At 63.3% G+C, this 23043-nt stretch carries 20 protein-coding genes and 1 pseudogene; 5 read left to right on the forward strand and 16 right to left on the reverse strand.

What is annotated here, in order from left to right:
* Positions 1-294 precede the first annotated feature (294 nt).
* The 8 genes from ftsH to tolQ form a co-directional block, all read right to left on the reverse strand.
* Positions 295-2232 carry an ATP-dependent zinc metalloprotease FtsH gene (gene ftsH, locus SS05631_RS14930; RefSeq protein WP_012709279.1) on the reverse strand — a complete coding sequence of 646 codons (1938 nt, stop codon included), beginning with the start codon at positions 2230-2232 and terminating at the stop codon, positions 295-297.
* Between the two features lie 98 nt (positions 2233-2330).
* A complete protein-coding gene (gene tilS, locus SS05631_RS14935; protein ID WP_095678007.1) occupies positions 2331-3668 on the reverse strand; it encodes a tRNA lysidine(34) synthetase TilS in 1338 nt (445 codons plus the stop codon).
* Positions 3669-3678: 10 nt separating this feature from the next.
* Positions 3679-4704 carry a tol-pal system protein YbgF gene (gene ybgF / locus SS05631_RS14940; protein WP_037420015.1) on the reverse strand — a complete coding sequence of 342 codons (1026 nt, stop codon included), beginning with the start codon at positions 4702-4704 and terminating at the stop codon, positions 3679-3681.
* A gap of 192 nt (positions 4705-4896) precedes the next feature.
* A complete protein-coding gene (gene pal, locus SS05631_RS14945; RefSeq protein WP_037420017.1) occupies positions 4897-5427 on the reverse strand; it encodes a peptidoglycan-associated lipoprotein Pal in 531 nt (176 codons plus the stop codon).
* Positions 5428-5686: 259 nt separating this feature from the next.
* Positions 5687-6994, reverse strand: coding sequence for a Tol-Pal system beta propeller repeat protein TolB (tolB, locus tag SS05631_RS14950; RefSeq protein ID WP_086022754.1), 1308 nt, complete (start codon positions 6992-6994; stop codon positions 5687-5689).
* 79 nt (positions 6995-7073) lie between these two features.
* A complete protein-coding gene (locus tag SS05631_RS14955; protein WP_037420019.1) occupies positions 7074-8144 on the reverse strand; it encodes a hypothetical protein in 1071 nt (356 codons plus the stop codon).
* A 9-nt stretch (positions 8145-8153) separates the two neighbouring features.
* Positions 8154-8606: a protein TolR gene (gene tolR, locus SS05631_RS14960; protein WP_037420021.1), complete on the reverse strand. Its 453-nt coding sequence runs from the start codon at positions 8604-8606 to the stop codon at positions 8154-8156.
* 27 nt (positions 8607-8633) lie between these two features.
* Positions 8634-9353 (reverse strand): protein TolQ, encoded by a 720-nt coding sequence (tolQ, locus tag SS05631_RS14965; protein WP_037420024.1) that lies wholly within the window; start codon positions 9351-9353, stop codon positions 8634-8636.
* A gap of 314 nt (positions 9354-9667) precedes the next feature.
* Between tolQ and ligD the strand changes: the two are divergent.
* Positions 9668-11435, forward strand: a pseudogene (gene ligD, locus SS05631_RS14970) (DNA ligase D).
* On the opposite strand, the gene ybgC reads toward ligD, so the two are convergent.
* Positions 11432-11896, reverse strand: coding sequence for a tol-pal system-associated acyl-CoA thioesterase (ybgC, locus tag SS05631_RS14975; RefSeq protein ID WP_037420028.1), 465 nt, complete (start codon positions 11894-11896; stop codon positions 11432-11434). The pseudogene ligD and the gene ybgC sit on opposite strands and share 4 nt — an antisense overlap.
* A 126-nt stretch (positions 11897-12022) precedes the next feature.
* On the opposite strand from ybgC, the gene SS05631_RS14980 reads away from it, so the two are divergent.
* Genes SS05631_RS14980 through SS05631_RS14990 form a run of 3 tightly spaced genes read left to right on the forward strand, consistent with a single transcriptional unit; the run spans position 12023 to position 15005 of the window.
* On the forward strand, positions 12023-13243 hold the full coding sequence (locus tag SS05631_RS14980) for an NAD-dependent epimerase/dehydratase family protein (RefSeq protein ID WP_037420031.1): 1221 nt from the start codon (positions 12023-12025) through the stop codon (positions 13241-13243).
* Positions 13240-14118, forward strand: coding sequence for a glycosyltransferase (locus SS05631_RS14985; RefSeq protein ID WP_037420034.1), 879 nt, complete (start codon positions 13240-13242; stop codon positions 14116-14118). The genes SS05631_RS14980 and SS05631_RS14985 overlap by 4 nt, the downstream gene beginning before the upstream one ends.
* The gene (locus tag SS05631_RS14990) at positions 14115-15005 is read left to right on the forward strand and encodes an NAD(P)-dependent oxidoreductase (protein WP_037420036.1); all 891 of its coding nucleotides are present in this window, start codon (positions 14115-14117) and stop codon (positions 15003-15005) included. Before SS05631_RS14985 ends, SS05631_RS14990 begins: the two co-directional genes overlap by 4 nt.
* Before the next feature lie 316 nt (positions 15006-15321).
* On the opposite strand, the gene SS05631_RS14995 is transcribed toward SS05631_RS14990, so the two are convergent.
* From SS05631_RS14995 to ruvC, 5 genes are all read right to left on the reverse strand, one after another.
* The gene (locus SS05631_RS14995; RefSeq protein WP_037420039.1) at positions 15322-16221 is read right to left on the reverse strand and encodes a metallophosphoesterase; all 900 of its coding nucleotides are present in this window, start codon (positions 16219-16221) and stop codon (positions 15322-15324) included.
* 180 nt (positions 16222-16401) lie between these two features.
* Positions 16402-17304, reverse strand: a complete 903-nt coding sequence (locus SS05631_RS15000) for a metallophosphoesterase (RefSeq protein ID WP_037420042.1) — start codon at positions 17302-17304, stop codon at positions 16402-16404.
* Position 17305: 1 nt separating this feature from the next.
* Positions 17306-18346, reverse strand: coding sequence for a Holliday junction branch migration DNA helicase RuvB (gene ruvB / locus SS05631_RS15005; protein WP_037420045.1), 1041 nt, complete (start codon positions 18344-18346; stop codon positions 17306-17308).
* 147 nt (positions 18347-18493) lie between these two features.
* Positions 18494-19111 (reverse strand): Holliday junction branch migration protein RuvA, encoded by a 618-nt coding sequence (ruvA, locus tag SS05631_RS15010; RefSeq protein WP_037420048.1) that lies wholly within the window; start codon positions 19109-19111, stop codon positions 18494-18496.
* A 249-nt stretch (positions 19112-19360) separates the two neighbouring features.
* Positions 19361-19873, reverse strand: a complete 513-nt coding sequence (gene ruvC / locus SS05631_RS15015) for a crossover junction endodeoxyribonuclease RuvC (RefSeq protein WP_037420052.1) — start codon at positions 19871-19873, stop codon at positions 19361-19363.
* Between the two features lie 169 nt (positions 19874-20042).
* Here ruvC and SS05631_RS15020 point away from each other — a divergent pair, with 169 nt between their 5' ends.
* On the forward strand, positions 20043-21044 hold the full coding sequence (locus SS05631_RS15020) for an LLM class flavin-dependent oxidoreductase (RefSeq protein WP_037420054.1): 1002 nt from the start codon (positions 20043-20045) through the stop codon (positions 21042-21044).
* A gap of 244 nt (positions 21045-21288) precedes the next feature.
* On the opposite strand, the gene SS05631_RS15025 is transcribed toward SS05631_RS15020, so the two are convergent.
* Positions 21289-22035: a YebC/PmpR family DNA-binding transcriptional regulator gene (locus tag SS05631_RS15025; RefSeq protein WP_037420167.1), complete on the reverse strand. Its 747-nt coding sequence runs from the start codon at positions 22033-22035 to the stop codon at positions 21289-21291.
* A 126-nt stretch (positions 22036-22161) separates the two neighbouring features.
* Entirely contained in the window at positions 22162-23001 is an 840-nt protein-coding gene (locus tag SS05631_RS15030; RefSeq protein ID WP_037420057.1) for an MBL fold metallo-hydrolase, read from the reverse strand.
* Between the last annotated feature and the right edge of the window lie 42 nt (positions 23002-23043).

The raw sequence follows: 23043 nt of genomic DNA on the forward strand, positions 1-23043 counted from the left end.
AAACGGTAAATGGGGCGGCTTTGCGCCATCTTTGACACAAATGCACAACAAACGGCAGCAACACTACCATCAGAAATCATTACAGGGCGTTACCAAGCGCGCCGTGCTTGGCGATGACTCTAAACGCGTCGCGTTTCAAACGTATTCACGCGGCGCGCTGTAGGTCTTTGTCTTGTACAGTCGTTATCCCAAAACTGCTGCACACTTTTGGGCGACATGCATGAGGCCGCAAAAAACCGCCGCTCCCTTCGGAAGCGGCGGTTTTGATTGGCATGGCCGTGGACGCCGGCTGAATTACTGCGGCTGCGGCTCGAAGCCGCCTTCGGGTTCCTCGCCCTTGTTGCCGACTTCCTTCTTCGTGCCGGCCGACGGCACCGCCGACCCACGATGCGGCGGTGTGTCGTCGCCAAGATCGCGTGCCGGCTTCTCGCCGCGGATCAGCGCCTTGATCTCGTCGCCGGTCAGCGTCTCGTACTCCAAGAGTCCCTCCGCGAGCGCCACGAACTCATGGTGCTTTTCGGTCAGGATGCTGCGCGCCGCTTCATAGGCGTCGTCGATCAGGCGGCGGATCTCGTTGTCGATCTTCTGGGCGGTCGCTTCGGAGACGTTCTTCTGCTGCGCCACGGAGTGGCCGAGGAAGACCTCCTGCTGGTTTTCGCCATAGGCAACCTGGCCGAGTTGGTCGGAGAAGCCCCATTGCGTGACCATTGCCCGCGCAAGCTTCGTCGCCTGCTCGATATCGGACGATGCGCCGGAGGTGATGTTCTCCTTGCCGAAGGTCAGTTCCTCGGCGACGCGCCCGCCCATCATGATGGCAAGGCGTGAGATCATCCACTTGTAGCTCATCGAATAGCGGTCGCCTTCGGGTAGTTGCATCACCATGCCGAGCGCGCGGCCGCGGGGGATGATCGTCGCCTTGTGCAGCGGATCGGCCGAAGGAACGTTGAGGGCGACGATCGCGTGACCGGCCTCGTGATAGGCGGTGAGTTTCTTCTCGGCTTCGGTCATGGCGGAGGAGCGACGCTCCGCACCCATCATGATCTTGTCCTTGGCGTCCTCGAACTCCTGCATGGTGACGAGGCGCTTGTTGCGCCGCGCCGCCATCAGCGCCGCCTCGTTGACGAGGTTCATCAGGTCGGCGCCGGAGAAGCCGGGCGTACCGCGCGCCAGAACCTTGAGGTCGACATTCGGCGCCAGAGGCACATTGCGGACATGTACCTTGAGGATTCGCTCGCGGCCGTTGATGTCCGGGTTCGGCACGACGACCTGGCGGTCGAAGCGGCCGGGACGCAACAGCGCCGGATCCAGCACGTCGGGGCGGTTCGTCGCGGCGATCAGGATGATGCCTTCATTGGCCTCGAAGCCGTCCATCTCGACGAGCAACTGGTTCAGCGTCTGCTCACGCTCGTCATTGCCGCCGCCGAGGCCGGCGCCACGATGACGGCCGACCGCGTCGATTTCGTCGATGAAGATGATGCAGGGCGCGTTCTTCTTCGCCTGCTCGAACATGTCGCGGACGCGCGAGGCACCGACACCGACGAACATTTCGACGAAGTCGGACCCGGAGATGGTGAAGAAGGGCACGTTCGCCTCACCCGCAACCGAGCGGGCAAGCAGCGTCTTGCCGGTACCGGGCGGGCCGACCAGCAGCACGCCGCGCGGGATGCGGCCGCCGAGCCGCTGGAACTTCTGCGGATCACGCAGGAATTCGACGATTTCCTCGAGGTCCTGCTTGGCCTCGTCGACGCCGGCGACGTCGTCAAAGGTCACGCGGCCATGCGCCTCCGTCAGCAGCTTGGCCTTGGACTTGCCGAAGCCCATAGCGCCGCGCGAGCCGCCTTGCATCTGGCGCATGAAAAACAGCCAGACGCCGAGGATCAGAAGCATCGGCAACAGGGTGCCGATATAGCTCAGGAAGCCGGAAGAACCGTCGGTTTCCGGACGCACCGTCACCGTTACATCCTTCGCCTCGAGCCGCTCGGTCAAGGCGGTGTCGACGGCGGGGGCATAGGTCTGGAACGTCGCACCGCTTTCGGTGTAGCTGCCGATCACCTTGGAGCCGGTGATCACAACTTCCTTGACGCGGCTGGCGTCGACGTCCTTCAGGAATTGCGAGAAGGGAATTTCACGCGAGCCCGTGCGCTCTGTCGGCTGCTGGAACATGCTGAACAGCGCGATCAGGAGAAGCGCTATGATTGCCCAGAGGGCAAAATTTCGAAAATTAGGGTTCATCGAACTCCCCGGAACCTGTGACAGCCCGCGCTTTCGCCGGGCTGCTGTATGCCCTTAACATAGGGTTCCGGCATCGCCTTGCCAAGGAAAACCGCCGGTCACCCTTCCATTTCTGTCAAAACGTCTTCAACCGGCGGCGGGGCATATCTGTCGCGCCCGAACAACAGCGCGATCGTATCTGCCATGCTCCTGTCGAAACCCGGCAAAAAGGTGTCGTAGGGGCCGATCCGGCATTCGAGCCTCGCCGCTGCGGTCTCGGCGCCGGAGCCGGCGCTGTCCGCTGGCTCGGCGCGAGGTGCCACCAGCGACGCCCTCTTGGCAATCCCCTCCGGCAGTCCTGCGGCAATAAGCCTCTGCCGCCACATGCCGCCCTCGCCCTCCGCGCTGATCGTCAGGGCCGGGCCGAGGCTCGCTATGGTGAACCGGCCGTCCCAGGAACCGCTCTCCCCTGCGCCCAACCTCAGGAGCGGCAGATCGCGCTCCTCGCGATAAAGATAAAGGCCGTCTCGGCGCCGGTCGAAAACGACGCGGCCCGCGGTCATCCGTCCCACCTCGCCCGATCGCAGAAAGCCTGACAGCCGCTCGACCGTTGCCCGCCCCGGCGGATGTTCGCGGCCGCCGATCACCGCTGCGACGGTCATCAAGGCGCGGCGCCAGTCGGCATCGTCCATCCGTCCGGCCTGCGCCGCCGCGACCTCGGCGACGAGTCCCTCGTGAACGCGCAGATGCTCCAGTAGCAAGGCAGCCGCTCTTGCCGAGGAGGCGGCACGCAGCAGGCCGTCCCGCTGAGAGCCCGGCGCATGCTCCGCAACCGCGAGGCGGGCACGCACCCGGGCGCGCTCGAACAAGGGATTTTCATTGCTCGGATCGTCGAGCCAGCCAATGCCGCGCGCCTCCAGGAAGGTGCGGATATCGGCACGGCGCACCCGAATGAATGGTCGCAGCACCCAAATGCGGCGCCCGAAGAGCATGGCCGCCGCCATTCCGGCGCTGCCGGGGCCCCGACCCTCGTCGCGCGCAGCGCGCATGGCAATCGTCTCGTTCTGATCATCGCGCGTGTGGCCGGTGACGATACAGTCGGCAGCGAAAGCGGCTGCCGCTTCGGCCAGCAAGTCGTAGCGCTTCCGACGGGCCGCCGCCTGAATGCCCGAGCGTGGTTTGTCGCCCTGCCAATGACCGATCCGGTGGGGAATGCCAAGCCCGGCGCAGAATGCCCCGACGGCCGCAGCCTCACCGGCGGACTCCGGCCTCAAGGCATGATCGACCGTGCAGGCGGCGAGTGAGAACCCGTTGAATTCATGAGTATCGAGCGCTTCGTGAAGCGCAATGAGCAGCCCCTTGGAATCGCTGCCCCCGGAAATGGCGACGAGAATCCGCCCTGGCTTGATAAAGGATTTGAGAAAACGTCTTGCCGCAGCGATGACGGCCTCTGGCATAGGGATGGCCTCAGCAGCCGAAGCGGCTCTGTTCGCTCGTCACCTTCGCCTTAACCGCAGCCGATGCCTTGGGATAACGCTTGTTCACCTCGCGCAAGGTGGCGCAGGCGGTTTCCTTGTTGTCGAGCGCCCCGAGCGACATGCCGAGCTTGAGCAGCATTTCGGGCGCCTTCGGCGACTTGCCGTAAGTCTGATGGGCATTCAGGAAGGTCTTCGCGGACTCGTTGTACTTGCCCTGGGAATATTGAGCTTCGCCCATCCAGAAGCTTGCGTCGGCCGCCTTGTCGCCCTCCGGGAAAGCCGCGAGGTAGTCGCGGAACTCCTGCTCCGCCATGCCATAATCGCCGGAGAGGACATGGCCGTAGGCCGATTGATAAAGATCGCCCGGATTGCCGAGGGCAGCGGTCTGCTGCTCGTTTCCGGGATTGGCGTTGAGGCCGCCATCGTCTTGAGTGGCAATCCCGCTATCCACGCCCGGAAGCGTGGCGTTGGCGCCGGGCTCAGTACCCGTCGTCGTCGAGACCGGATTGCCGTTTTCATCGAAGATGATCGTGCCGAGCGTGCTTGGCGGCGGTGCCGCGCCTGCGGCATTCGGATCGGCGCTTGCCATGCCGGTGCCGTCCGCGGGGGCAGTCGTCGCCGGGCTATCCGTCACCTCGGGGGTGACGGACGCCTGATCGCTGGACTTCGGCGTTTCAAGTGCGCCGCTTTTCTTTGAAGAGGACTTGCCGCCTTCCAGATCCTGGAAGCGGAACTCGTTATCCTCCTGGAACTTCCGGATCTGCTCCTGCATCTGCAGAAGCTGGAAGCTCATTTCCTCGATACGCCCGTTGAGCGAGCGGATCTGTTCCTCGAGTTGGCCGATCCGGCCGACGTCGGTCGATTGCACCTTCACCATCGGCAGGTCGCCCTTGCTGGCGGCAGCGGCATGGGTCGCGCGGGGCAAGAGCCCCGAGAGCGGCATGGCATTTGCCGTTTGGCCGAGACCCGCAAGGGCCACAAGACCAACCAGCCCTGCCACGACAAATTTCTTCATCTCATTTGTCCTGTTCGATAGATTGTTCTCACCCGGACCACGCTCCGCAGTACATCCAACGATTCCATAGGGCGAGTGCCGCACAGTTTTCCAATTGCCGTGAAAAAGCAACGGAGTTCGGCCAAAGTGTGGTAAAAAAGAAAAGGCGGCCCGCGGCCGCCCCTTCAAAAAACCGTTTCAAATCGCCGGCTATCAGCTTCCCGCACCGCCGAGAACGGTGACGGCGCGGCGGTTCTGCGACCAGCAGGAAATGTCGTCGCAGACGGCGACCGGCTTTTCCTTGCCGTAGGAGATCGTCCGCATGCGGTTCGCGGGAACGCCGCGGCCGATGAGGTACTCGCGCGTCGCAGCGGCGCGGCGGGCGCCGAGCGCCAGGTTGTATTCGCGGGTGCCGCGCTCGTCGGCATGGCCCTCGACGGTGATGGCATAGTTCGGGTACTTCGCCAGCCACTGCGCCTGGCGGTCGAGCGTTGCCTGGGCGTCGGCACGGATCGAGCTAGAATCGGTATCGAAGAAGATGCGGTCGCCGACATTGACGGTGAAGTCCTGCTGCGAGCCCGGCGTCGCAGCGCCTGCGCCAAGGCCGAGGCCGGCGGCATCGTTCGGCATGTTCTTCTTGGAAGCGCAGCCGGCGACGGCAAGTGTCATCACGAGAGCGAGCATGACGGGATTGCGGGCGAGGGTCTGCATGCGGCTTGCTGCCGGGGTGTCAATTCGGCTCATGGGCCGGGTCTCCTTGAGAAGTGTCTGAATTCACGGTTGCCAGACTGTAACCGGAAGCGGTTAATTGCTTTTCAACAGTTATGGTTAACAAATCGAGAATCTGCGTCGGGCGCCTGCTAGACCAGCACTTTGCGGCGAGAAAGCGGCACATCGGCCACAATTGCCGCCATGCCTGTGGACGAAACCCGCCGCACCTGTGGACGAATGATGCGAGAGGCGGGATGCGGGCGAAAGCCGCTCGCATCCCTTTTCGGCCAATCTATTCCATCAGCGGCGACCAGGCTGGGTCGGAGGCGAAGCCCTGGGTCTGGATGAGCTGCTCGTTATAGCCGGTCAGGTCGATCGAATAGAGCTGCGGCCCGCCGGCACCGGCATTCTGGCGGAAGAACATCAGCACGCGGCCGTTCGGCGCCCAGGTCGGGCCCTCGTTGTGGAAGCCGGTCGTGAGAATACGCTCGCCGGAGCCGTCCGGCTTCATCACGCCGATCGAGAACTTGCCGCCCGACTGCTTGGTGAAGGCGATCAGATCGCCGCGCGGCGACCAGACCGGCGTCGAATAGGAACCGTCGCCGAAGGAAATGCGGGTCTGGCCGGAGCCGTCGGCGCCCATGACATAGAGCTGCTGCTTGCCGCCGCGGTCGCTTTCGAAGACGATCCGGCTGCCGTCCGGCGAATAGGACGGCGAGGTGTCGATCGCCGCCGTGTTGGTCAGCCGCGTTGTCGTCCGCGAGCGCAGGTCCATTGTATAGATGTTGGCGTTGCCTTCCTGCTGCAGGCTCATGATCACGCGCTGGCCGTCCGGCGAAAAGCGCGGCGCAAAGGTCATGCCCGGGAAATTGCCGACAACTTCGCGCTGCCCGGTTTCGAGCTGCAGCAAATAGACGCGCGGCTGCTGGTTCTCGAAAGACATGTAGGTGATTTCCTGGCGGTTCGGCGAGAAGCGCGGCGTCAGCACGATGTCGTTGGAATTGGTGAGCGCACGGGCATTGAAGCCGTCCTGGTCCATGATCGCCAGCTGCCGCTTGCGGGCATTCTTCGGGCCGCTCTCGGCGACATAGACGATGCGCGTGTCGAAATAGCCCTTCTCGCCGGTGATCCGCTCATAGATCGCATCGGCGATGATATGAGCGACGCGTCGCCAGTTTTCCGGCTGGGTGTAGAACTGCTGGCCGAGCATCTGCTGCCCGGCAAAGGTGTCCCAGAGACGGAACTCCGCCTTCAGCCGGCCGTCGCCTTCCTGGGTCACGCGGCCGATGACCAGCGCCTGCGCATTGATCACCTTCCAGTCCTCGAAGCGCGGTGCCGCATCGGGGTTGGCGATCTTCTCGATGAAGGCACCCTTGTCGATCGGTGCAAAAAGCCCGGAGCGTTTCAGGTCGGCGGCGACGACATCGGAAATCTTCTGGGCGAGTTCGCCCTGCAGGAAGTCGGTGATCGCGATCGGCAGCGGCTCGACGTTGCCCTTGTTGATGTCGATCTCCACGACCGCGTTTGCCGGCGCAGCAAAAAGCGCGCCTGCGAACATCAACGTGAAAAGACGGAGAAGATTGCGTCTCAGCATTTCCATAAAGCCTTTCAGCCTTTCATCCTTCTGGGCGGGCGAGGAAAACTGTGCGCGGCTTCCGCTCACATCGCGCCCAACCTGTCTAGAGCATTGAGCTTGGGTCGAAGTTGACGACCACCTCGCTCCACGAATCGTACTTGTCTGGGGGCAGCCCTGTGAAAGGAGCTGATTTAAGAACGGCGCGTCGCGCACCGCTGGCAAGCGCCCGGCGTGCCGCTTCCGAGCCGCCGGTCGCTTCGACTTCCGGCTCTCCGATCAACTCACCGTTCTGATCGAGCTGGAAGGTCACCTTGATGCGCACGTCCGCCGCATCGGCCATGCCGGGAATGATCGACCAATTGTTCTGGATCTGGCCGCGCAGTGCGTCCATTTCACTCTGCGAAAGCGTGTTGCCGCTGGTTGTCTTCTTGCCGCCGAGCGCCGCTTCTTCGGTCGAGCGCTTGGCGCCGCCGCCGGAAGACTCCTGTTTGTTGAGCAGCGCCGCGATCTCGTCGGCGTTGAAGTCGCTCTCCTTCTGGGAGGACGCCTTCTTCTGCTCCTTCTTGGTCTCTTCCTTCTTTCGTTCCGGGGTTTTTGCCGTCTGGGCCGGCTTTTCCACCTTCGGCTTGACCTGGGGCGTCGGCACCTTGTCAGGCAAAGCCTCGGCCTCCGGATTCTCGGCGGGCTGTTCCTCGGCCGGCGCAGGCTCCGGTTTGGTCTCCGGCTTGACTTCCTGCTTCGGTTCCGGGAGCGCGGCAACTTCGGTCGCGGGCTCCGAAGCCGGCTTGGTCTCCTCGACCTTCTGGATTTCCTCCTTCACCGGATCGGGTGTCGGAGGCGCCTTTTCCGTTTTTTCCGGGGCAGCAGCGGATTCGTTTTCGACGGGCTTGCTGGCAGGCTTCGGCGGCGTCTTCAGGTCGACGTCGTTGTCACCGATATTCTCGGCGTTCTCGACCGGCGTCGGCTTCTTGGTCGGGACGGGCGAAGCCTTTTCCTTGGCCGGCGCCTTCTTGTCGCCCTGCTGGATCTGGGTCATGTCCGTGATCGGCACGATGTCGACAGGCAGCGCCTCGACATCCGCGACCTCGAATTCGGCCGGACTGCCAAGCGACACCAGTGCCCAGGTGAGGACCAGGGCGTGGAGGACAGCAGATGTAGCAAGACCGCCCTTCATGTCCGGGGATCACTTTTCCTGTTCTTGAAGCGTTACCAGCCCGAGATTTTTAAAGCCGGCCGCCGAGATGCGCGCCATGACCTTCATCACCGTGCCGTAGTCGGCATTGGTGTCGCCGCGCACATAGATGCGCTCGTTGTAGCCGGTTGTGGCGATCGCCTCGAGCTTCGGAACGACTTCGTCGATGCCGATCGGCGTTTCCTGCAGGAAGATCTCGCCGGCCGGATTGACCGAGACGGTGATCGGCTGGGTGTCGGCGTTCATCGCCTTCGCCTGCGTTTCCGGCAGGTCGATCGGCACGCCCACCGTCATCATCGGCGCCGCCACCATGAAGATGATCAACAGCACCAGCATGACGTCGACCAGCGGCGTCACGTTGATTTCGCTGATCGTGCCGTTCCTGCCTCTGCGCCGACGGCGCCCGCCGCCCGACCCCTTGGCTCCGCCTACTGCCATACCCATCAGCGTCGTCTCCGTGCCCGAAGGTCGTTATTGCGCGGCCTGGCGCGAAGGTTGCAGCTTCTCGTCGATCTGCCGCGACAGGATGGCGGAGAACTCGTCGGCGAAGGCTTCCATGCGGGCGGTCAGCTTGCCGGCGTCGGCAGTGAACTTGTTATAGGCGATGACGGCGGGAATAGCGGCGAGCAGGCCGATGGCTGTCGCCAGCAGCGCCTCGGCGATACCCGGCGCAACGACGGCGAGGTTGGTCGACTTCGAGCCGGCGATCGCCTGGAACGAGGTCATGATACCGACGACGGTGCCGAAGAGGCCGATGAACGGAGCCGCCGAACCGATCGTCGCGAGCGAACCGAGCCGCGCCTCGAGCGTTTCGGATTCGCGGGCGAGCGTCACATCCATGGCGCGGTCGATGCGCATCTGCAGGCCGATCGGCGAGCGGGCGCCGCGTTCGAAGCTCTTCTTCCACTCGCGCATCGCCGAGACGAAGATCGCGCCCATGCCGGTCGTCTGCCGATCGGAGAGCGTACGATAGAGCTCCTCGAGCGACTGGCCGGACCAGAAGACCTGCTCGAAATTGTCCAGCTGGCGGCGAACGCGCCCGTAGTTCAGCGACTTGTCGACGACGATCGCCCAAGTCCAGACCGAAGCTGCAATCAGCCCCAGCATGACCAGCTTGACCACCAAGCCTGCTTGCATGAACAGCGACCAGAGGGTCACATCGCTCGTCGCGGCCAATCCAACCTGTTCCATCGATCTCAGTCCCCGAATCCAAACACCCGGCAGAGCAACGCATGCTCATGACCGGGTCGCCCAAACGTCCTGCTGCAAAATGCCCCGGCATCGCTGCCATTCGCGGCGATTGCGATATACTCGCTTCAGCTTGCCTTCTTGCCGTCAATTTTGGTCAAAGGATGACGTGCACTGCACAAATCCTGATACACAGATAAAGACACTATTATCGTTAAGGGAGTGTTACCGAAGCGATGCTTGCCGGCGGCACGGCAAGGAACTTCGCCGGCTCTTGCACGTTTCGGAGCCGAACCGGAATCGGTTTGGGATCACCCATGGCCGCTCGAAACGAACCGCTCTCCGAATACAACCGGCGCCGCGACTTCACCAAGACACGCGAGCCCAAGGGCAAGGTCGCGCGGACCAGCGGTGACCGGAAGCGCTTCCTGGTCCAGAAGCACGACGCCACACGCCTGCACTACGACTTTCGCCTCGAATGGGAGGGCGTGCTGAAGAGCTGGGCGGTCACGCGCGGCCCCAGTCTCAACCCGGGAGACAAGCGCCTTGCCGTGCGCACCGAGGATCACCCCCTCGCCTATGGAGACTTCGAGGGCACGATACCGGAAGGAGAATATGGCGGCGGCACGGTGATGCTCTGGGACACAGGCTGGTGGGAGCCGGAAGACGACCCGACGAAGGCTCTGAGGAAGGGCAAGCTTTCCTTCAAATTGCACGGCGGCCGGATGAAAGGTGGCTGGGCGCTCGAGCGCATGCGGAAGCGCGACGGCGACAAGCGGGAAAACTGGCTGCTCGTCAAGGAAACCGACGAGATCGCCTCTGAGGACGGCGAGAGCCTGATCCAGGGGAATCTTACTAGCGTGGTCACCGGCCGCACAATGGACGAGATCGCTCGAGGCAAGTGCGAGAAAAAGGCCCGCGTCTGGCATTCCAACAGGAGCACCGCCGCAAATCTAAAGGCAGGCGCGATTGCCGAGAAGGGCGAAGCTCGCAAGCGCTGATGCCGGCTGGTGGCGGAGGTGGATTTCGCCGCATTGCCGACGGACACATTCGCAACGCTCGTTCGCGGGATTGCTCGAGGACAAGGAGGCCACGGCCGTGAAACTGGAAACAACGAAGCCGACAGACGCCGCGCCGAAAGCCGCAAAGCGCAAATCCACCGCCGAGACGAGTAAGGCGTCGTCCAGCAAAGGCGACGCCGACGTCCTCGGCGTCCGGATCTCGCACCCCGAGCGCATCCTTTTCGAAGGGCAGGGCATCACCAAGATCGATCTTGCCCGCTACTATGCCGTCGTCGCGGATCAGATGCTGCCGTTTGCAGCAGATCATCCGCTTTCGCTGGTGCGCTGCCCGCAGGGCGGTGAGCGGCACTGCTTCTATCAGAAACACGCCAGCGACGGCTTCCCGGAGGCGATCCGCGAAGTGCCGATCACCGAGGCATCGGGCGAGACCGAAAACTACATGTATGTCCACGACGCCAAGGGCCTGGTCTCCGCCGTGCAGATGGGCACGCTCGAATTTCACATCTGGGGGGCGACGATCGGTCGGCTGGAAAAACCCGATCGCCTCGTCTTCGACCTCGATCCCGATCCGAGCGTCGACTTCGCCACGGTCAAGGCGGCCGCCGCCACGCTGCACGACGAACTTGCCGGCATTGGCCTCGAGACCCTTGCCATGGTGACCGGCGGCAAGGGCGTCCATGTCATAGTGCCGCTTCGACCTAATGCCGAATGGGACGAGGCGAAAGCTTTCGCCAAGCGCATTGCACAAACGTTTGCCGAGCGCGACCCGGAGCATTTCGTCGCCACCATGTCGAAGGCGAAGCGCAAGGGACGGATCTTCATCGACTGGCTGAGGAATGACCGCGGCTCGACCGCGATCGCCCCCTATTCCACCCGCGCCCGCGCCGGCGGGCCCGTCGCCACGCCGGTCGGCTGGGACGAGCTCGAGCGGCTTGGGGCCGCCAACAGCTTCCACATCGCCGACATCTTGGAGCGCATCGAGACGGGCACCGATCCGTGGCGGGAAGTCGGCGAGATCAAGCAGTCGCTGACGAAGAAGATGCTGGGCTCGGCAATCGGTTAGCCCGGTTGCGCGGGCGCTCTCTGCGCCGCCAGGAACTTCGTCGCCAGCGCCTCCGGCAGGCGCCGCGGTTTGCCCTGTCCATTGATAACGGCGATGATCACCTTGGCGGCGATCAGCAGCACGCCGGCGCGACGGATCTCCTGCTGCAGCACCATCTTGGCGCCTCCGGCTTTCTCGGTGGTGGTCTCGATCGTCAGGATGTCGTCCATCCGGGCCGGCGATTTGAAGTCGATTTCCATGCGGTGAACGACGAAAACGAGGCCTTCCGCATCCCCCTCGATGGCGAGTGAGGCCTGTTCCACGCCCAGCAACCGCAGATAATCCGTTCGCGCCCGCTCCATGAAATGCAGGTAGCGGGCGTGGTAGACGACGCCGGAGAAATCGGTGTCCTCGTAATAGACCCGCTGGATCAAACTGTGGCCGGTCTCGGTCAGCTCGCCGGCAAGCGAAATCAGTGACATGGCATTCTCCGGGAGGATTTTCGCTTTTCCTGTGCAGGAACAAAAAGACATTTGCAAGCATTGCAGCTTTGTCACAATCCTATCCTATCAGGTCACCGTGTCCCTTCCCGATCAGGAGAATCGTGCATGAAGATGGCAATCCTCGGCGGCGACGGTTTTGTCGGCTGGCCCACCGCATTGCATTTGTCCGATGCGGGCCACGACATCCACATTCTCGACAACCTCTCCCGCCGCTGGATCGACACGGAGCTCGGGGTGCAATCCCTGACCCCGATGGATTCCATCCAGGAGCGCACCCGCATCTGGCACGCGGAGACCGGCCGTCGCATCCATTTCAACCTGATCGACCTCGCCCGCGACTACGAGCTCCTGAAGAACTGGCTTTCCGAACATCGCCCCGACGCGATCGTGCATTTCGCCGAGCAGCGCGCCGCGCCCTATTCGATGAAGAGCGACCGCCACAAGAACTACACCGTCAACAACAACGTCAACGCAACCCATAACCTCCTGAACGCGCTGGTCGAACTCGACCTCGACGCCCATCTCGTCCATCTCGGCACCATGGGCGTCTACGGCTATTCGACGATCGGCGCGGCGATCCCCGAAGGTTACCTGCCGGTCGGGATCGAGACCATGGGCGGCGAGACGGTCAGCCAGGAGATCCTCTACCCGTCCAATCCGGGATCGATCTACCACATGACCAAGTGCCTCGATCAGTTGCTCTTCCAGTTCTATGCGAAGAATGACGGCCTCAGAATCACCGACCTGCACCAGGGCATCGTCTGGGGCACCCATACCGAGCAGACGCGCCGTCATCCGCAGCTCATCAACCGCTTCGATTATGACGGCGACTACGGGACGGTGCTCAATCGCTTCCTGATCCAGGCGGCGATCGGCTACCCGCTGACGGTTCACGGCACCGGGGGCCAGACCCGTGCCTTCATCCACATTCAGGACTCGGTGCGCTGCATCGAGCTTGCGCTCAACAGCCCGCCCGCGCGCGGCAGCCGGGTGGAAATCTTCAACCAGATGACCGAAACGCACCGCGTCCGCGATCTCGCCGAGATGATCGCCAGGATGACCGGCTCGGAGATCGCCTGGCTGCCCAATCCGCGCAAGGAAGCGGCCGAAAATGATCTCGTCGTGCACAACGAGAAGTTCCTGGCGCTCGGGCTCGATCCGATCCGCCTCCAGGACGGGCTGCTTTCCGAGATCGTCGACGTGGCGAAGAAATTCGCCTACCGCGTCGACCGTTCGCGCGTGCCGGCCGTCTCCGCCTGGACGAAGGACATCGCCCCCTTGATCAACCATGATCCCGAAGGCAAACGGCTGAAATCCGTCTCATGAACCCTGCGACGCCCCATCCGGAGGGAGGCCTCCCCTGTTCCCCGGCCGCCGCCCAGGATGCTTTCGTGACGCTGGTCACCAATGCCGATTATGCGCTCGGCGCGCGGGCCCTGTTGCGGTCGATCCGCCTGACGCGGACGCCGGCGGATATCGTCGTGCTCTACACGGGCGGCGTGGAGCCCGTCGCCCTCGAACCGTTGACGGAATTCGACTGTCGCCTGATCGAAACGGAGCTGCTGCCGCTCTCGGACGAATTCAACGCCCGGCATCAGCGCCGCAACGTCCACGAGCTTGCGCCCTTCACCAAGGGACGCAAGCCCGACTTCCACTCGCCGCTCGACAATTTCTGCAAGCTTCGCCTCTGGCAGCTGGTCGAATATCAGCGCTGCGTCTTCATCGATGCCGACGCGCTCGTGCTGCGCAATATCGACAAGCTCTTCCTCTATCCGGAGTTTTCCGCCGCGCCGAACGTCTATGAGAGCCTCGCCGATTTTTATCGGCTGAATTCAGGCGTTTTCGTCGCAAAGCCGTCGCTCGAGACCTTCGAAAACATGCTGGCGGCACTCGACGCGCCGGGTGCCTTCTGGCCGCGCACCGACCAGACCTTCCTGCAGAGCTTCTTTCCCGACTGGCACGGCCTGCCGGTGACGATGAACATGCTGCAATATGTCTGGTTCAACCTGCCGGAACTGTGGGACTGGCGATCGATCGGCGTACTGCACTACCAATACGAGAAGCCTTGGGAGAAGGACCATCCGCGTGCGGACGTGCTGCGGCCGCTGATCGACCTCTGGCATGCCTACCTGACGGGCGAGAATGTTCCTCACCTAGCCACTCTGCCGAGCCCGCCGCAAACCGGCTCCACGCTGCCATGACCCGCGTCCTCGTCTCCGGCGGCACCGGCTTCGTCGGCCGCTTCATCGTCGAGCACCTGATAGCGAGCGGATATGAAGTGGTCGTCGGCGGCCGCACGCCACCCGCAAGCGCCCTGTTTTCGAAGCCTGTCGCCTTCGTCCCGCTCGCGCTCGCCCCGGATATCGACCAGGGCGGCGCCTTCCGCCACATCGACCATTTCGTCCATGCCGCCTTCCAGCATGTCGCCGGTCGCTATCGTGGCGGTGAAGGCAATGATCCCGAGGGTTTTCGCCGCAGCAATCTCGATGGCTCCGTCCGACTGTTTCAGACGGCTCGCAATGAGGGGGTGAAGCGTTGCGTCTTCCTGTCGAGCCGGGCCGTCTATGGCGAGCAGCCGCCGGGAGCAGACCTCTTTGAAGATACGCCCTGCAATTCCGATAGCCTCTATGGCGCGCTCAAGCTGGAAGCCGAAAACGAACTCGACGCACTGGGCACAGCCGCATTCAAGACTGTGAGCCTGCGTGTGACCGGCGTCTACGGCGTACCCGACGAAGGCGCTGCTCACAAATGGCAGCCGCTTTTCGATGACTATCTCTCGGGCCGCGTCATCGCGCCACGTGCCGGCACGGAAGTGCATGGTGAGGATGTGGCCGCTGCCGTGCGCCTTGCCCTCCAAACACCACTGGATCGCCTGCAGGGCGGCGTGATGAACGTCTCCGATGTCCTCATCGACAATCGTGGCATCCTGGCAATGGTTCAGAATATCATCGGGTGTCCTCACCCCCTTCCGGGCCCGGCCGCGCTGGCGGCATTCAATAGCATGAATACCGAGAAGATCCGGGCCCTTGGCTGGCAGCCGGGCGGACGGGAGCGATTGCAGGCAACGGTCAGAAGTCTGCTCGCCTGACGCTGGAAACGCCAGGGTAGGAGCCACACGATGCCTGACGCGCGGCATCTGCAAGCGGTCGTTCACCCCCGGCATCGTCCTCATCTATCAGTCCCTCGTCAATACCGGCACCGAAGAGGCGCAGCGGAAACAGCCGCTTCCCACGATACTGGAGACGCTGCGCTCACTCGCAACCGTAACCGGGCCGGGGATGGCAGCCCGACACCTTCCTGATGGCGCTACAGCGCCGCGCGTCTTTTCAGACGCGCAAAGGTCGCTGTAACCCTTTGAATCTACGAGCCTTCCGAAAATCTAGTCCGGTTTTCGGGCCGATGCCCTAGCCTATGTCGATGGCAACGACCTCCGGCGGCGATCCGATCCGCACCGGCAAATTCGAAAGACCTAATCCGCCTGAGACGATCATATGGCGATCGTCCTCGATGATATGCCCATAAGCGTAGCGGTTGCCGTATCGCGACGGAACGAGCGGCGCATAACCCAAAAACCTCACCTGCCCGCCATGGGTATGGCCGGCGAGCGTCAGCGATACGCACCGGGGCACGTCGACGAAGATATCGGGTTCGTGCGCCATCAGAATGATCGGATCGCCACCGTCAATGCCCGCCAGAGTGCCGGGCAGGTCATCGAGCCCGTCGATCATACCGGCACCGTCCGACGCCGGATAGGAGGGCTCGAGCTGATCCGACAGACCGGCAAGCCAGAAGGGATGCCCGTCCTTTTCGAGGCGTAGCGCGCGATTGTCGTAGACGGGGATACCGACGCCGGCGAGCGCCGTGTGCGCCAGGGTCGGACCGTGCCCGGCTAGGCTGGCCACCGGATCGTTGAGCCAGTCGTGATTGCCTATGATCGCATGGACCCCGAGCGGCGCCTTCAGTCGCGCCAATGCCTCGGCCCAACGGGCTGGTTCGACGAAACCGGTCAGACGCAGACTGCTCATGTAATCGCCGAGTAGGAGGATGATATCGCCACCAAGCGCACTGGCTTGATCGCAGATGCTGGCAATCCGGCGTACCGGCATCCACGGTTCGCAGGCATGGATGTCCGCCAGAACGACGATCCTGAGCTTTAGCCCTGTCGGCCAGTTGGCAGGCTTCACGGCATAGGACGTGACAAGCGGCCGCTGCAACGGTTCGATGCCGATGGCATAGGCGGTCGTCCCAAATCCCGCCATCACCAGTCCGCCCAGGAGCTTGAGGAATCCACGCCGCGCCAGCATGCACTTTTCCCTCCTTCAGATGGACTTCAAACGTCCGGCCGCCTTCACGGAGGCGGCCCAGGCAAAGGAAAGTTCGCCCATCGTCGCCGCCGGCTCTATCCTTGCTGAATCATTGCGAGCACGCGGCGCCACCGAAATACACCATTCGGCCGCGCGCCTAAGCCATGCGGTCGGGCCCCCTCAGCCCAGGTCGGCGACGACGATCTCCGGCGGTACGCCGAAACGAACAGGCGCGATCGAGCAACCAAGTCCGCCCGAAACGATCAGATTGCGCTCCTCCTCGACGATATGGCCATAGGCGTAGCGATCGCCGAAGCGGGAAGGCACGACCGGGGAGTGGCCGATAAACCGCACCTGCCCGCCATGGGTATGTCCCGAAAGGGTCAAAGAAACCCGCGGCGGTACCGTCGGGAAGATGTCGGGCTCATGCGCAAGCAGGATGACTGGCGCCTCGTCAGTCACCTGCGCCAGCGTCCCGCCGAGATCGTCGAGCCCGCCCATTGTGCTGCGCTTCCATTTCTTGCCCGGCAGAAGCGCAAGCTGGTCCTCGAGCCCGGCGATCCAGAAGCCGAAACCATCTTTCTCCAGCCGGAGGGCGCGGTTGCTGTAGACCGGGATGCCGACCTCGGCCAGGGCGCGATGTCCGAAGGTTTCGCCGCCGCCGTTCCTCTGGGCGTTCCTGTCCTCCCACCAATCATGATTGCCCATGATCGCGTGGACGCCGAGCGTAGCTTGAAGCGTCGACAACGCTTTCGACCACTCGCTCGAATGGACATAGCGGGTGACGAGATTCATGCCGGACGCATAGTCTCCAAGAAGAACGATGATATCGCCGCCAAGCGCATTGGCGCGCTCGCATATGGAAGCAATCCGCCGCGCCGACATCCAGGGCTCGCAGGCATGGATGTCGGCGAGCGCGATGACACGCAGCTTCAAGCCCGGCGTCCAGCCGGGCGGCGTCAGCTCGTAGCGGGTCACGTTCAGCCGCGCCAGCGGCTCGAAGGCAAAGGCATAGCCGCCGATTGCCATGGCGCTGGCGAAACCGCCGCCGAGAACTTTCATGAAGTCGCGGCGGGTGATCATCTCAATCCTCCTCGAGTGTCAGACGAAATTGGGCCGCCTCGACATCCTTCGGCGGATTGAGCCCCAAATGCTTCCAGGCGTTCGCCGTCAGCACGCGGCCGCGCGGCGTGCGCTGGATGAAACCCTGCTGGATCAGATAGGGTTCGATTATATCCTCGATCGCATCACGCGGCTCCGATAGGCCGGCCGCGATCGTATCGATGCCAACGGGGCCGCCGCCGAAATTATGGGCGATCATCGTCAGGTAACGGCGATCGAGCTGATCAAGTCCCATATTGTCGACCAGCAACCGCGTCAGCGCCTCGTCGGCAAGCTCCCGCGTCACGGCCTCGACCCGCGCCACCTCGGCGAAGTCGCGCACCCGGCGCAGCAGCCGGCCGGCGATGCGCGGCGTGCCGCGCGCCCGGCGGGCGATTTCGCGCGCGCCCTCATCGGTCATGCCGAGGCCCATCAGCCGCGCGCCGCGACGGACGATCAGTTCCAGTTCCTCGACCGTGTAGAAATTGAGCCGCACCGGGATGCCGAAGCGGTCGCGCAACGGCGTTGTCAAGAGACCGAGGCGCGTCGTCGCCGCCACCAGCGTGAACTTGGCAAGATCGATCTTCACCGAGCGCGCCGCCGGCCCTTCGCCGATGATCAGGTCGAGCTGGAAATCCTCCATGGCCGGATAGAGGATTTCCTCGACCGCCGGGTTCAACCGGTGGATTTCGTCGATGAACAGCACGTCGCGCTCTTCGAGATTGGTGAGCAGCGCCGCGAGATCGCCGGCCTTGGCGATGACCGGGCCGGAGGTCGAGCGGAAATTGACGCCGAGTTCCTTCGCCATGATCTGCGCGAGCGTCGTCTTGCCGAGACCGGGCGGGCCGACGAAGAGAACGTGATCGAGCGCCTCGCCGCGGTTGCGGGCCGCCTCGATGAAGATCTTCAGATTGGCGCGCGCTTCCGCCTGGCCGGTAAAATCGTCGAGCGACTGCGGGCGCAGCGTCGCATCGAGGTCCTCGCCCCGCTTTTCCGGCGCAATCAGGCGTGCGGCTTCAGTCATCTCAAACTTCCGTTGCGGGATGGATCGCGCGGCCGCTCGATTTCGCCCCCGCGTGTCCCAACCTTAGTGCGCGGGCGGCAGTCAATCCAGTGCGATCGCGCACACCCTCACTCCTATTCCATTGTGGCTGCAGAAAGGCTTCCCGCCTCAGCGCGCCAGCTCCTTCAATCCCAGGCGGATCAGCTTGGCGCTGTCACCCCCCTCGCCGCCATTCTTCAAGGCCGCGGCGACCGCGTTCGCCGCCTGGTCGCGTGAATAGCCGAGATTGGTGAGCGCCGACACCGCATCGGCGACGGGAGCAGAGGCAACTCCCTCGCTCAGTTCCTGCTTGAGGCCGATCGTCGGGGCCATGTCGCCGGCAAAGGCCGGAGCCTTGTTCTTCAGCTCGGTGACGATGCGCACCGCCACCTTCGGTCCGACGCCTGGCGCGCGCGCCACCGACGTTTTGTCCTGCAGCGCGATGGCTTTGGCGAGTTCGCCGGGTGTCAGCGTCGAAAGCAGCGCCAGCGCCACCTTCGAGCCCACTCCCTGGACGGTCTGCAGCAGGCGGAACCATTCGCGCTCGAGGACCGACAGAAAGCCGAAAAGCTTCAACTGGTCTTCGCGCACATAGGTCTCGATGAAAAGCACCGCAGCCTCACCGGCCGAGCCGAGCCTGGCGAGCGTGCGGGCCGAACAATAGGCCACATATCCGACCCCCTGAACGTCGAGGACGACATAGTCCTCGCCGATTTCGTCGATGGTGCCTTTGAGCTTGCCTATCATCTGGCTTCCGTCTTTCTGGGTCCCTGTACGTCCCTTTGAGGCTTGCGTTCCGCGCACCCCCTCTGGCCTGCCGGCCATCTTCCCCACAAGGGGGGAGAAAAGGAGTGGCACGATCCGTGCCTCCACGGCAGCGTTCCACTTGCTGAAACCTTTCGGTAGGAACCAGTGGCCAGCGGCAATATTCTCCCCCCTTGTGGGGGAGATGGCCGGCAGGCCAGAGGGGGATGGGCTTAGCCGCCATTGCCTGCCCTACCCCGCAAGCGCCGCAAGGCGGTTGGTGATCGCCTGCCTGTTGTGCGCATGGCAGATGGCGATGGCAAGCGCGTCGGCGGCGTCGTTGCCCTTGAACTCGGCCTTGGGCATCAGCACCTTCAACATCATATGGATCTGCTGCTTCTCCCCATGGCCGACGCCGATTACCGCCTTCTTCACCGCATTCGGTGCATATTCGGCGACCCGGAGGCCGGCGCGCGCCGGAACCAGCATGGCGATGCCGCGCGCCTGGCCGAGCTTCAGCGTCGCCGTCGCGTCCTTGTTGACGAAGGTCTGTTCCACCGCCGCCTCGTGCGGCTGGTAGCCATGCACCACCTCGGCAAGCCCGTCGTGCAACTGGCAGAGGCGCGAGGCAAGGTCCATCTCGCCGTCGGAGGTCACCGTGCCGGAAGCGACGAAACGCAGCGAATTGCCGAGCGTCTCGATAATGCCCCAGCCTGTGCGTCTCAGGCCCGGATCGATGCCGATGATGCGAATCGTCGTCTGCATGGCTCACCCTATGTCGGTCAACGGGACGCTGCCAGCAAAAAGTGAACAAAACAAAAACATTACACAGAAACGACATCCGCCGAAGGAAAAACGCAGGCGGGGCCTTGGCGCAAAGAAACTTGAACCTACATTGCGATCGATCAATTTCTCTTAATTGAAAGCGTTTGCCATGCTGCCCTTTTCCGTTCTCGACCTGTCGCCGATTACCGAAGGCGGCAGCGTCGCCCAGTCGCTGGAAAACTCGCGCCGGCTGGCGATCGCAGCGGAGGAGAATGGCTACAGGCGCTTCTGGCTGGCCGAGCATCACGGCATGAAGGGAATTGCCAGCGCCGCCACTTCGATCGTCATCTCGCATGTGGTTTCGGCGACGCAGAGCATCCGCGTCGGCTCCGGCGGCATCATGCTCCCCAACCATTCGCCGCTCGTCATTGCCGAGCAATTCGGCACGCTTGCCGCCCTTTATCCCGGCCGTATCGATCTCGGCCTCGGCCGTGCGCCCGGCACCGACATGCGGACGGCGCAGGCGCTCCGGCGCAATATGGAAGCAAGCTCGAACAATTTCCCGAATGATGTCGTGGAGCTTCAGGCGCTGCTCGGGCCCGTCAGCGAAGATCAGAAAATCATCGCCGTGCCGGGGGCCGATTCGAACGTGCTGATCTGGCTGCTCGGCTCGAGCCACTTCAGCGCCCATCTCGCCGGCATGCTCGGCCTTCCCTTCGCCTTCGCATCGCACTTCGCGCCGGATATGCTGCTCTCCGCGCTCGAGATCTATCGCGAGCGCTTCACGCCGTCGCCGCAGCTCGACAAGCCGCAGGTGATGGTCGGCGTCATGGGCGTTGCGGCCGACACGGACGAGGAGGCCAACTATCTTTTCACCTCGATGCAGCAATCCTTCGTGGCGCTTCGCCGCAATGCGCGTGGTCGCTTCCCGCCGCCCGTCCGGTCGATGGAGGGGCTGTGGACTCCGGACGAAAAAATCTTCGTCGACCATGCGATGAGCTATGGGGTCGTCGGCGGTCCCGAAACCATCCGCCGCAAGATCGCGTCCTTCGTCGATCTCACCAGGGCCGACGAGCTGATCGTCTCCATGCCGATCTTCGACATGGAGAAGCGGCTGCACTCGCTGAAGCTATTCGCACAGGCGCAAGCGGATTTGGCGCGGGCTGCTTGACCGCAAAGGGTGCCACCCCCTCTACCCTGCCGGGCATCTCCCCCAAGGGGGGGGAGATCGGCCAGAAGCAAAGCGCTGCCTGGCACTGAGTTTGCGAATGTCAAAGAGACCAGTTTTCACGGTTCGCGTGACGAGCAATTGATTGAGCGGAACATCGCCGCTTGCCGATCTCTCCCCCTGCGGGGGAGATGCCCGGCAGGGCAGAGGGGGGTATTACGCCCGCTTGCCCAGCGCCGAACAGACCTCAGGCGGAAAGCTTCGCCAGCACTTCCTCGGACACCTCGAAGTTCGAATAGACGTTCTGGACGTCGTCATCGTCCTCGAGGTTGTCGATGAGCTTCATCAGCGACTGTGCCTTTTCCTCGTCGACCGGCACTGTGTTCTGCGCCTTCCAGATCGCCTTGACGGTCTCGGCTTCGCCGAGCACGCCTTCGAGCGCCTTCGAAACGTCGCCGATATCTTCGAAACCGCAGATGATCGTGTGGCCTTCCTCGTCCGTCGCCACGTCGTCGGCGCCCGATTCGATCGCCGCTTCCATCACCTTGTCGGCGTCGCCGGCCGAAAGCGGGTAGGTGATTTCGCCGACGCGGTCGAAGGAGAAGGACACCGAACCGGTTTCACCGAGTGCGCCGCCGGCCTTGGTGAAGATCGAGCGGACATTGGAGGCGGTGCGGTTGCGGTTGTCGGTCAATGCCTCGACGATGACGGCGACGCCGCCCGGGCCATAGCCCTCGTAGCGGACTTCCTCGTAGTTCTCCGCGTCGCCGCCGGCAGCCTTCTTGATGGCGCGCTCGATATTGTCCTTCGGCATCGACTGCGCCTTGGCGTTCTGGATGGCGAGCCTGAGGCGCGGGTTCATGCCCGGGTCGGGCAGGCCAGTCTTCGCAGCGACGGTGATTTCGCGTGCGAGCTTGGAAAACATTTTCGAGCGCACCGCATCCTGACGGCCCTTGCGGTGCATGATGTTCTTGAACTGTGAATGGCCAGCCATGACGCCCTCTGCATGCATGAATTTGTTGGGATCGGGCGCCTTATAGTTTCATTGCCGCTTTTCGTCCAGCAGGGCCACCGTTCCGGCACGCGGAATTCGACTCACGCGCAAATGCAGTTCCGCCCGTCAAACCCCCTGGAGCACATGGATCAGCGGCTTGCTCGGCAGAGTGCGCAGCGAAACCGTGATGCTCGGACCGGTGGCGAAGCTCTTGTCATAGTCGTCGCCGAACATCGCCAGGAAATCGCCGATCGGCGGTCCGCGCCGGTGCATCGGGAGGATCAGCGCGGCGCGCAGCCGCGACGTGACGCGGCTCATGCTTTCCGCCCCCATCGTCAGGCCGCCGTCGACCGGCACCATCAAAACGTCGAGCCGGCCGATCTGCCGGTAATGGCTGTCGTCGAGCTCGTGGTGCAGATGGCCGAGATGGCCGATGCAGAGACCCGCAACCTCGAAGATGAAGATCGAATTGCCGTCCGGCTCCATGCCATCGAAGCCGGAGCGGATGTCGGTCGTCACGTTGCGGATATAGGTGTCGCCGACGACGAGATCGTAGTCGGCGGGCTCGCCGTCCTCGCCCCAGCCATGCAGCACGTGACGGATCGCCGGGTCCGGCGTCAGCGTATAGTGGCTCGAATGGGCCTTGTTCATGGTCACGACGTCGGGCGGCGTCGCGGTCCGGAACCAGCCGTTGTAATCGGTGGCGATCGAAATCCCGCCCGGCGTTTCGATCAGGAAGGTCGAGTGGCCGACATAGGTGATGGTGACTTCGCCGTCGGCCGCCGCCGCGACGGGCGCGACCTCGGGTGCTGCGAAGCTGACGAAGGTCGCCGCCGGCGTGGCTGCGGCGATCGCCTGGCACTGGCTGATCGGGGCGGAGGTATCCTGCGCATGGGCCGGCTCCGGCCAGAGCGCATGGATGAACCAGATGGCGACCAGGGCGTAGGCAAGGTATCGCAGCAGCATCCTCCACCTCTCACGCAATCAAGCGCCGCGCAGGATCATTCA

Origin of the sequence: Sinorhizobium sp. CCBAU 05631 (genome assembly GCF_002288505.1) — a bacterium.
Lineage (GTDB): Bacteria > Pseudomonadota > Alphaproteobacteria > Rhizobiales > Rhizobiaceae > Sinorhizobium > Sinorhizobium fredii_C.

Bases quoted from the DNA above. Each gene is read 5' to 3' on its own strand.
- ftsH (WP_012709279.1), bottom strand. From the start codon at position 2,232: ATGAACCCTAATTTTCGAAATTTTGCCCTCTGGGCAATCATAGCGCTT.
- tilS (WP_095678007.1), bottom strand. From the start codon at position 3,668: ATGCCAGAGGCCGTCATCGCTGCGGCAAGACGTTTTCTCAAATCCTTT.
- ybgF (WP_037420015.1), bottom strand. From the start codon at position 4,704: ATGAAGAAATTTGTCGTGGCAGGGCTGGTTGGTCTTGTGGCCCTTGCG.
- pal (WP_037420017.1), bottom strand. From the start codon at position 5,427: ATGAGCCGAATTGACACCCCGGCAGCAAGCCGCATGCAGACCCTCGCC.
- tolB (WP_086022754.1), bottom strand. From the start codon at position 6,994: ATGGAAATGCTGAGACGCAATCTTCTCCGTCTTTTCACGTTGATGTTC.
- SS05631_RS14955 (WP_037420019.1), bottom strand. From the start codon at position 8,144: ATGAAGGGCGGTCTTGCTACATCTGCTGTCCTCCACGCCCTGGTCCTC.
- tolR (WP_037420021.1), bottom strand. From the start codon at position 8,606: ATGGGTATGGCAGTAGGCGGAGCCAAGGGGTCGGGCGGCGGGCGCCGT.
- tolQ (WP_037420024.1), bottom strand. From the start codon at position 9,353: ATGGAACAGGTTGGATTGGCCGCGACGAGCGATGTGACCCTCTGGTCG.
- ybgC (WP_037420028.1), bottom strand. From the start codon at position 11,896: ATGTCACTGATTTCGCTTGCCGGCGAGCTGACCGAGACCGGCCACAGT.
- SS05631_RS14980 (WP_037420031.1), top strand. From the start codon at position 12,023: ATGAAGATGGCAATCCTCGGCGGCGACGGTTTTGTCGGCTGGCCCACC.
- SS05631_RS14985 (WP_037420034.1), top strand. From the start codon at position 13,240: ATGAACCCTGCGACGCCCCATCCGGAGGGAGGCCTCCCCTGTTCCCCG.
- SS05631_RS14990 (WP_037420036.1), top strand. From the start codon at position 14,115: ATGACCCGCGTCCTCGTCTCCGGCGGCACCGGCTTCGTCGGCCGCTTC.
- SS05631_RS14995 (WP_037420039.1), bottom strand. From the start codon at position 16,221: ATGCTGGCGCGGCGTGGATTCCTCAAGCTCCTGGGCGGACTGGTGATG.
- SS05631_RS15000 (WP_037420042.1), bottom strand. From the start codon at position 17,304: ATGATCACCCGCCGCGACTTCATGAAAGTTCTCGGCGGCGGTTTCGCC.
- ruvB (WP_037420045.1), bottom strand. From the start codon at position 18,346: ATGACTGAAGCCGCACGCCTGATTGCGCCGGAAAAGCGGGGCGAGGAC.
- ruvA (WP_037420048.1), bottom strand. From the start codon at position 19,111: ATGATAGGCAAGCTCAAAGGCACCATCGACGAAATCGGCGAGGACTAT.
- ruvC (WP_037420052.1), bottom strand. From the start codon at position 19,873: ATGCAGACGACGATTCGCATCATCGGCATCGATCCGGGCCTGAGACGC.
- SS05631_RS15020 (WP_037420054.1), top strand. From the start codon at position 20,043: ATGCTGCCCTTTTCCGTTCTCGACCTGTCGCCGATTACCGAAGGCGGC.
- SS05631_RS15025 (WP_037420167.1), bottom strand. From the start codon at position 22,035: ATGGCTGGCCATTCACAGTTCAAGAACATCATGCACCGCAAGGGCCGT.
- SS05631_RS15030 (WP_037420057.1), bottom strand. From the start codon at position 23,001: ATGCTGCTGCGATACCTTGCCTACGCCCTGGTCGCCATCTGGTTCATC.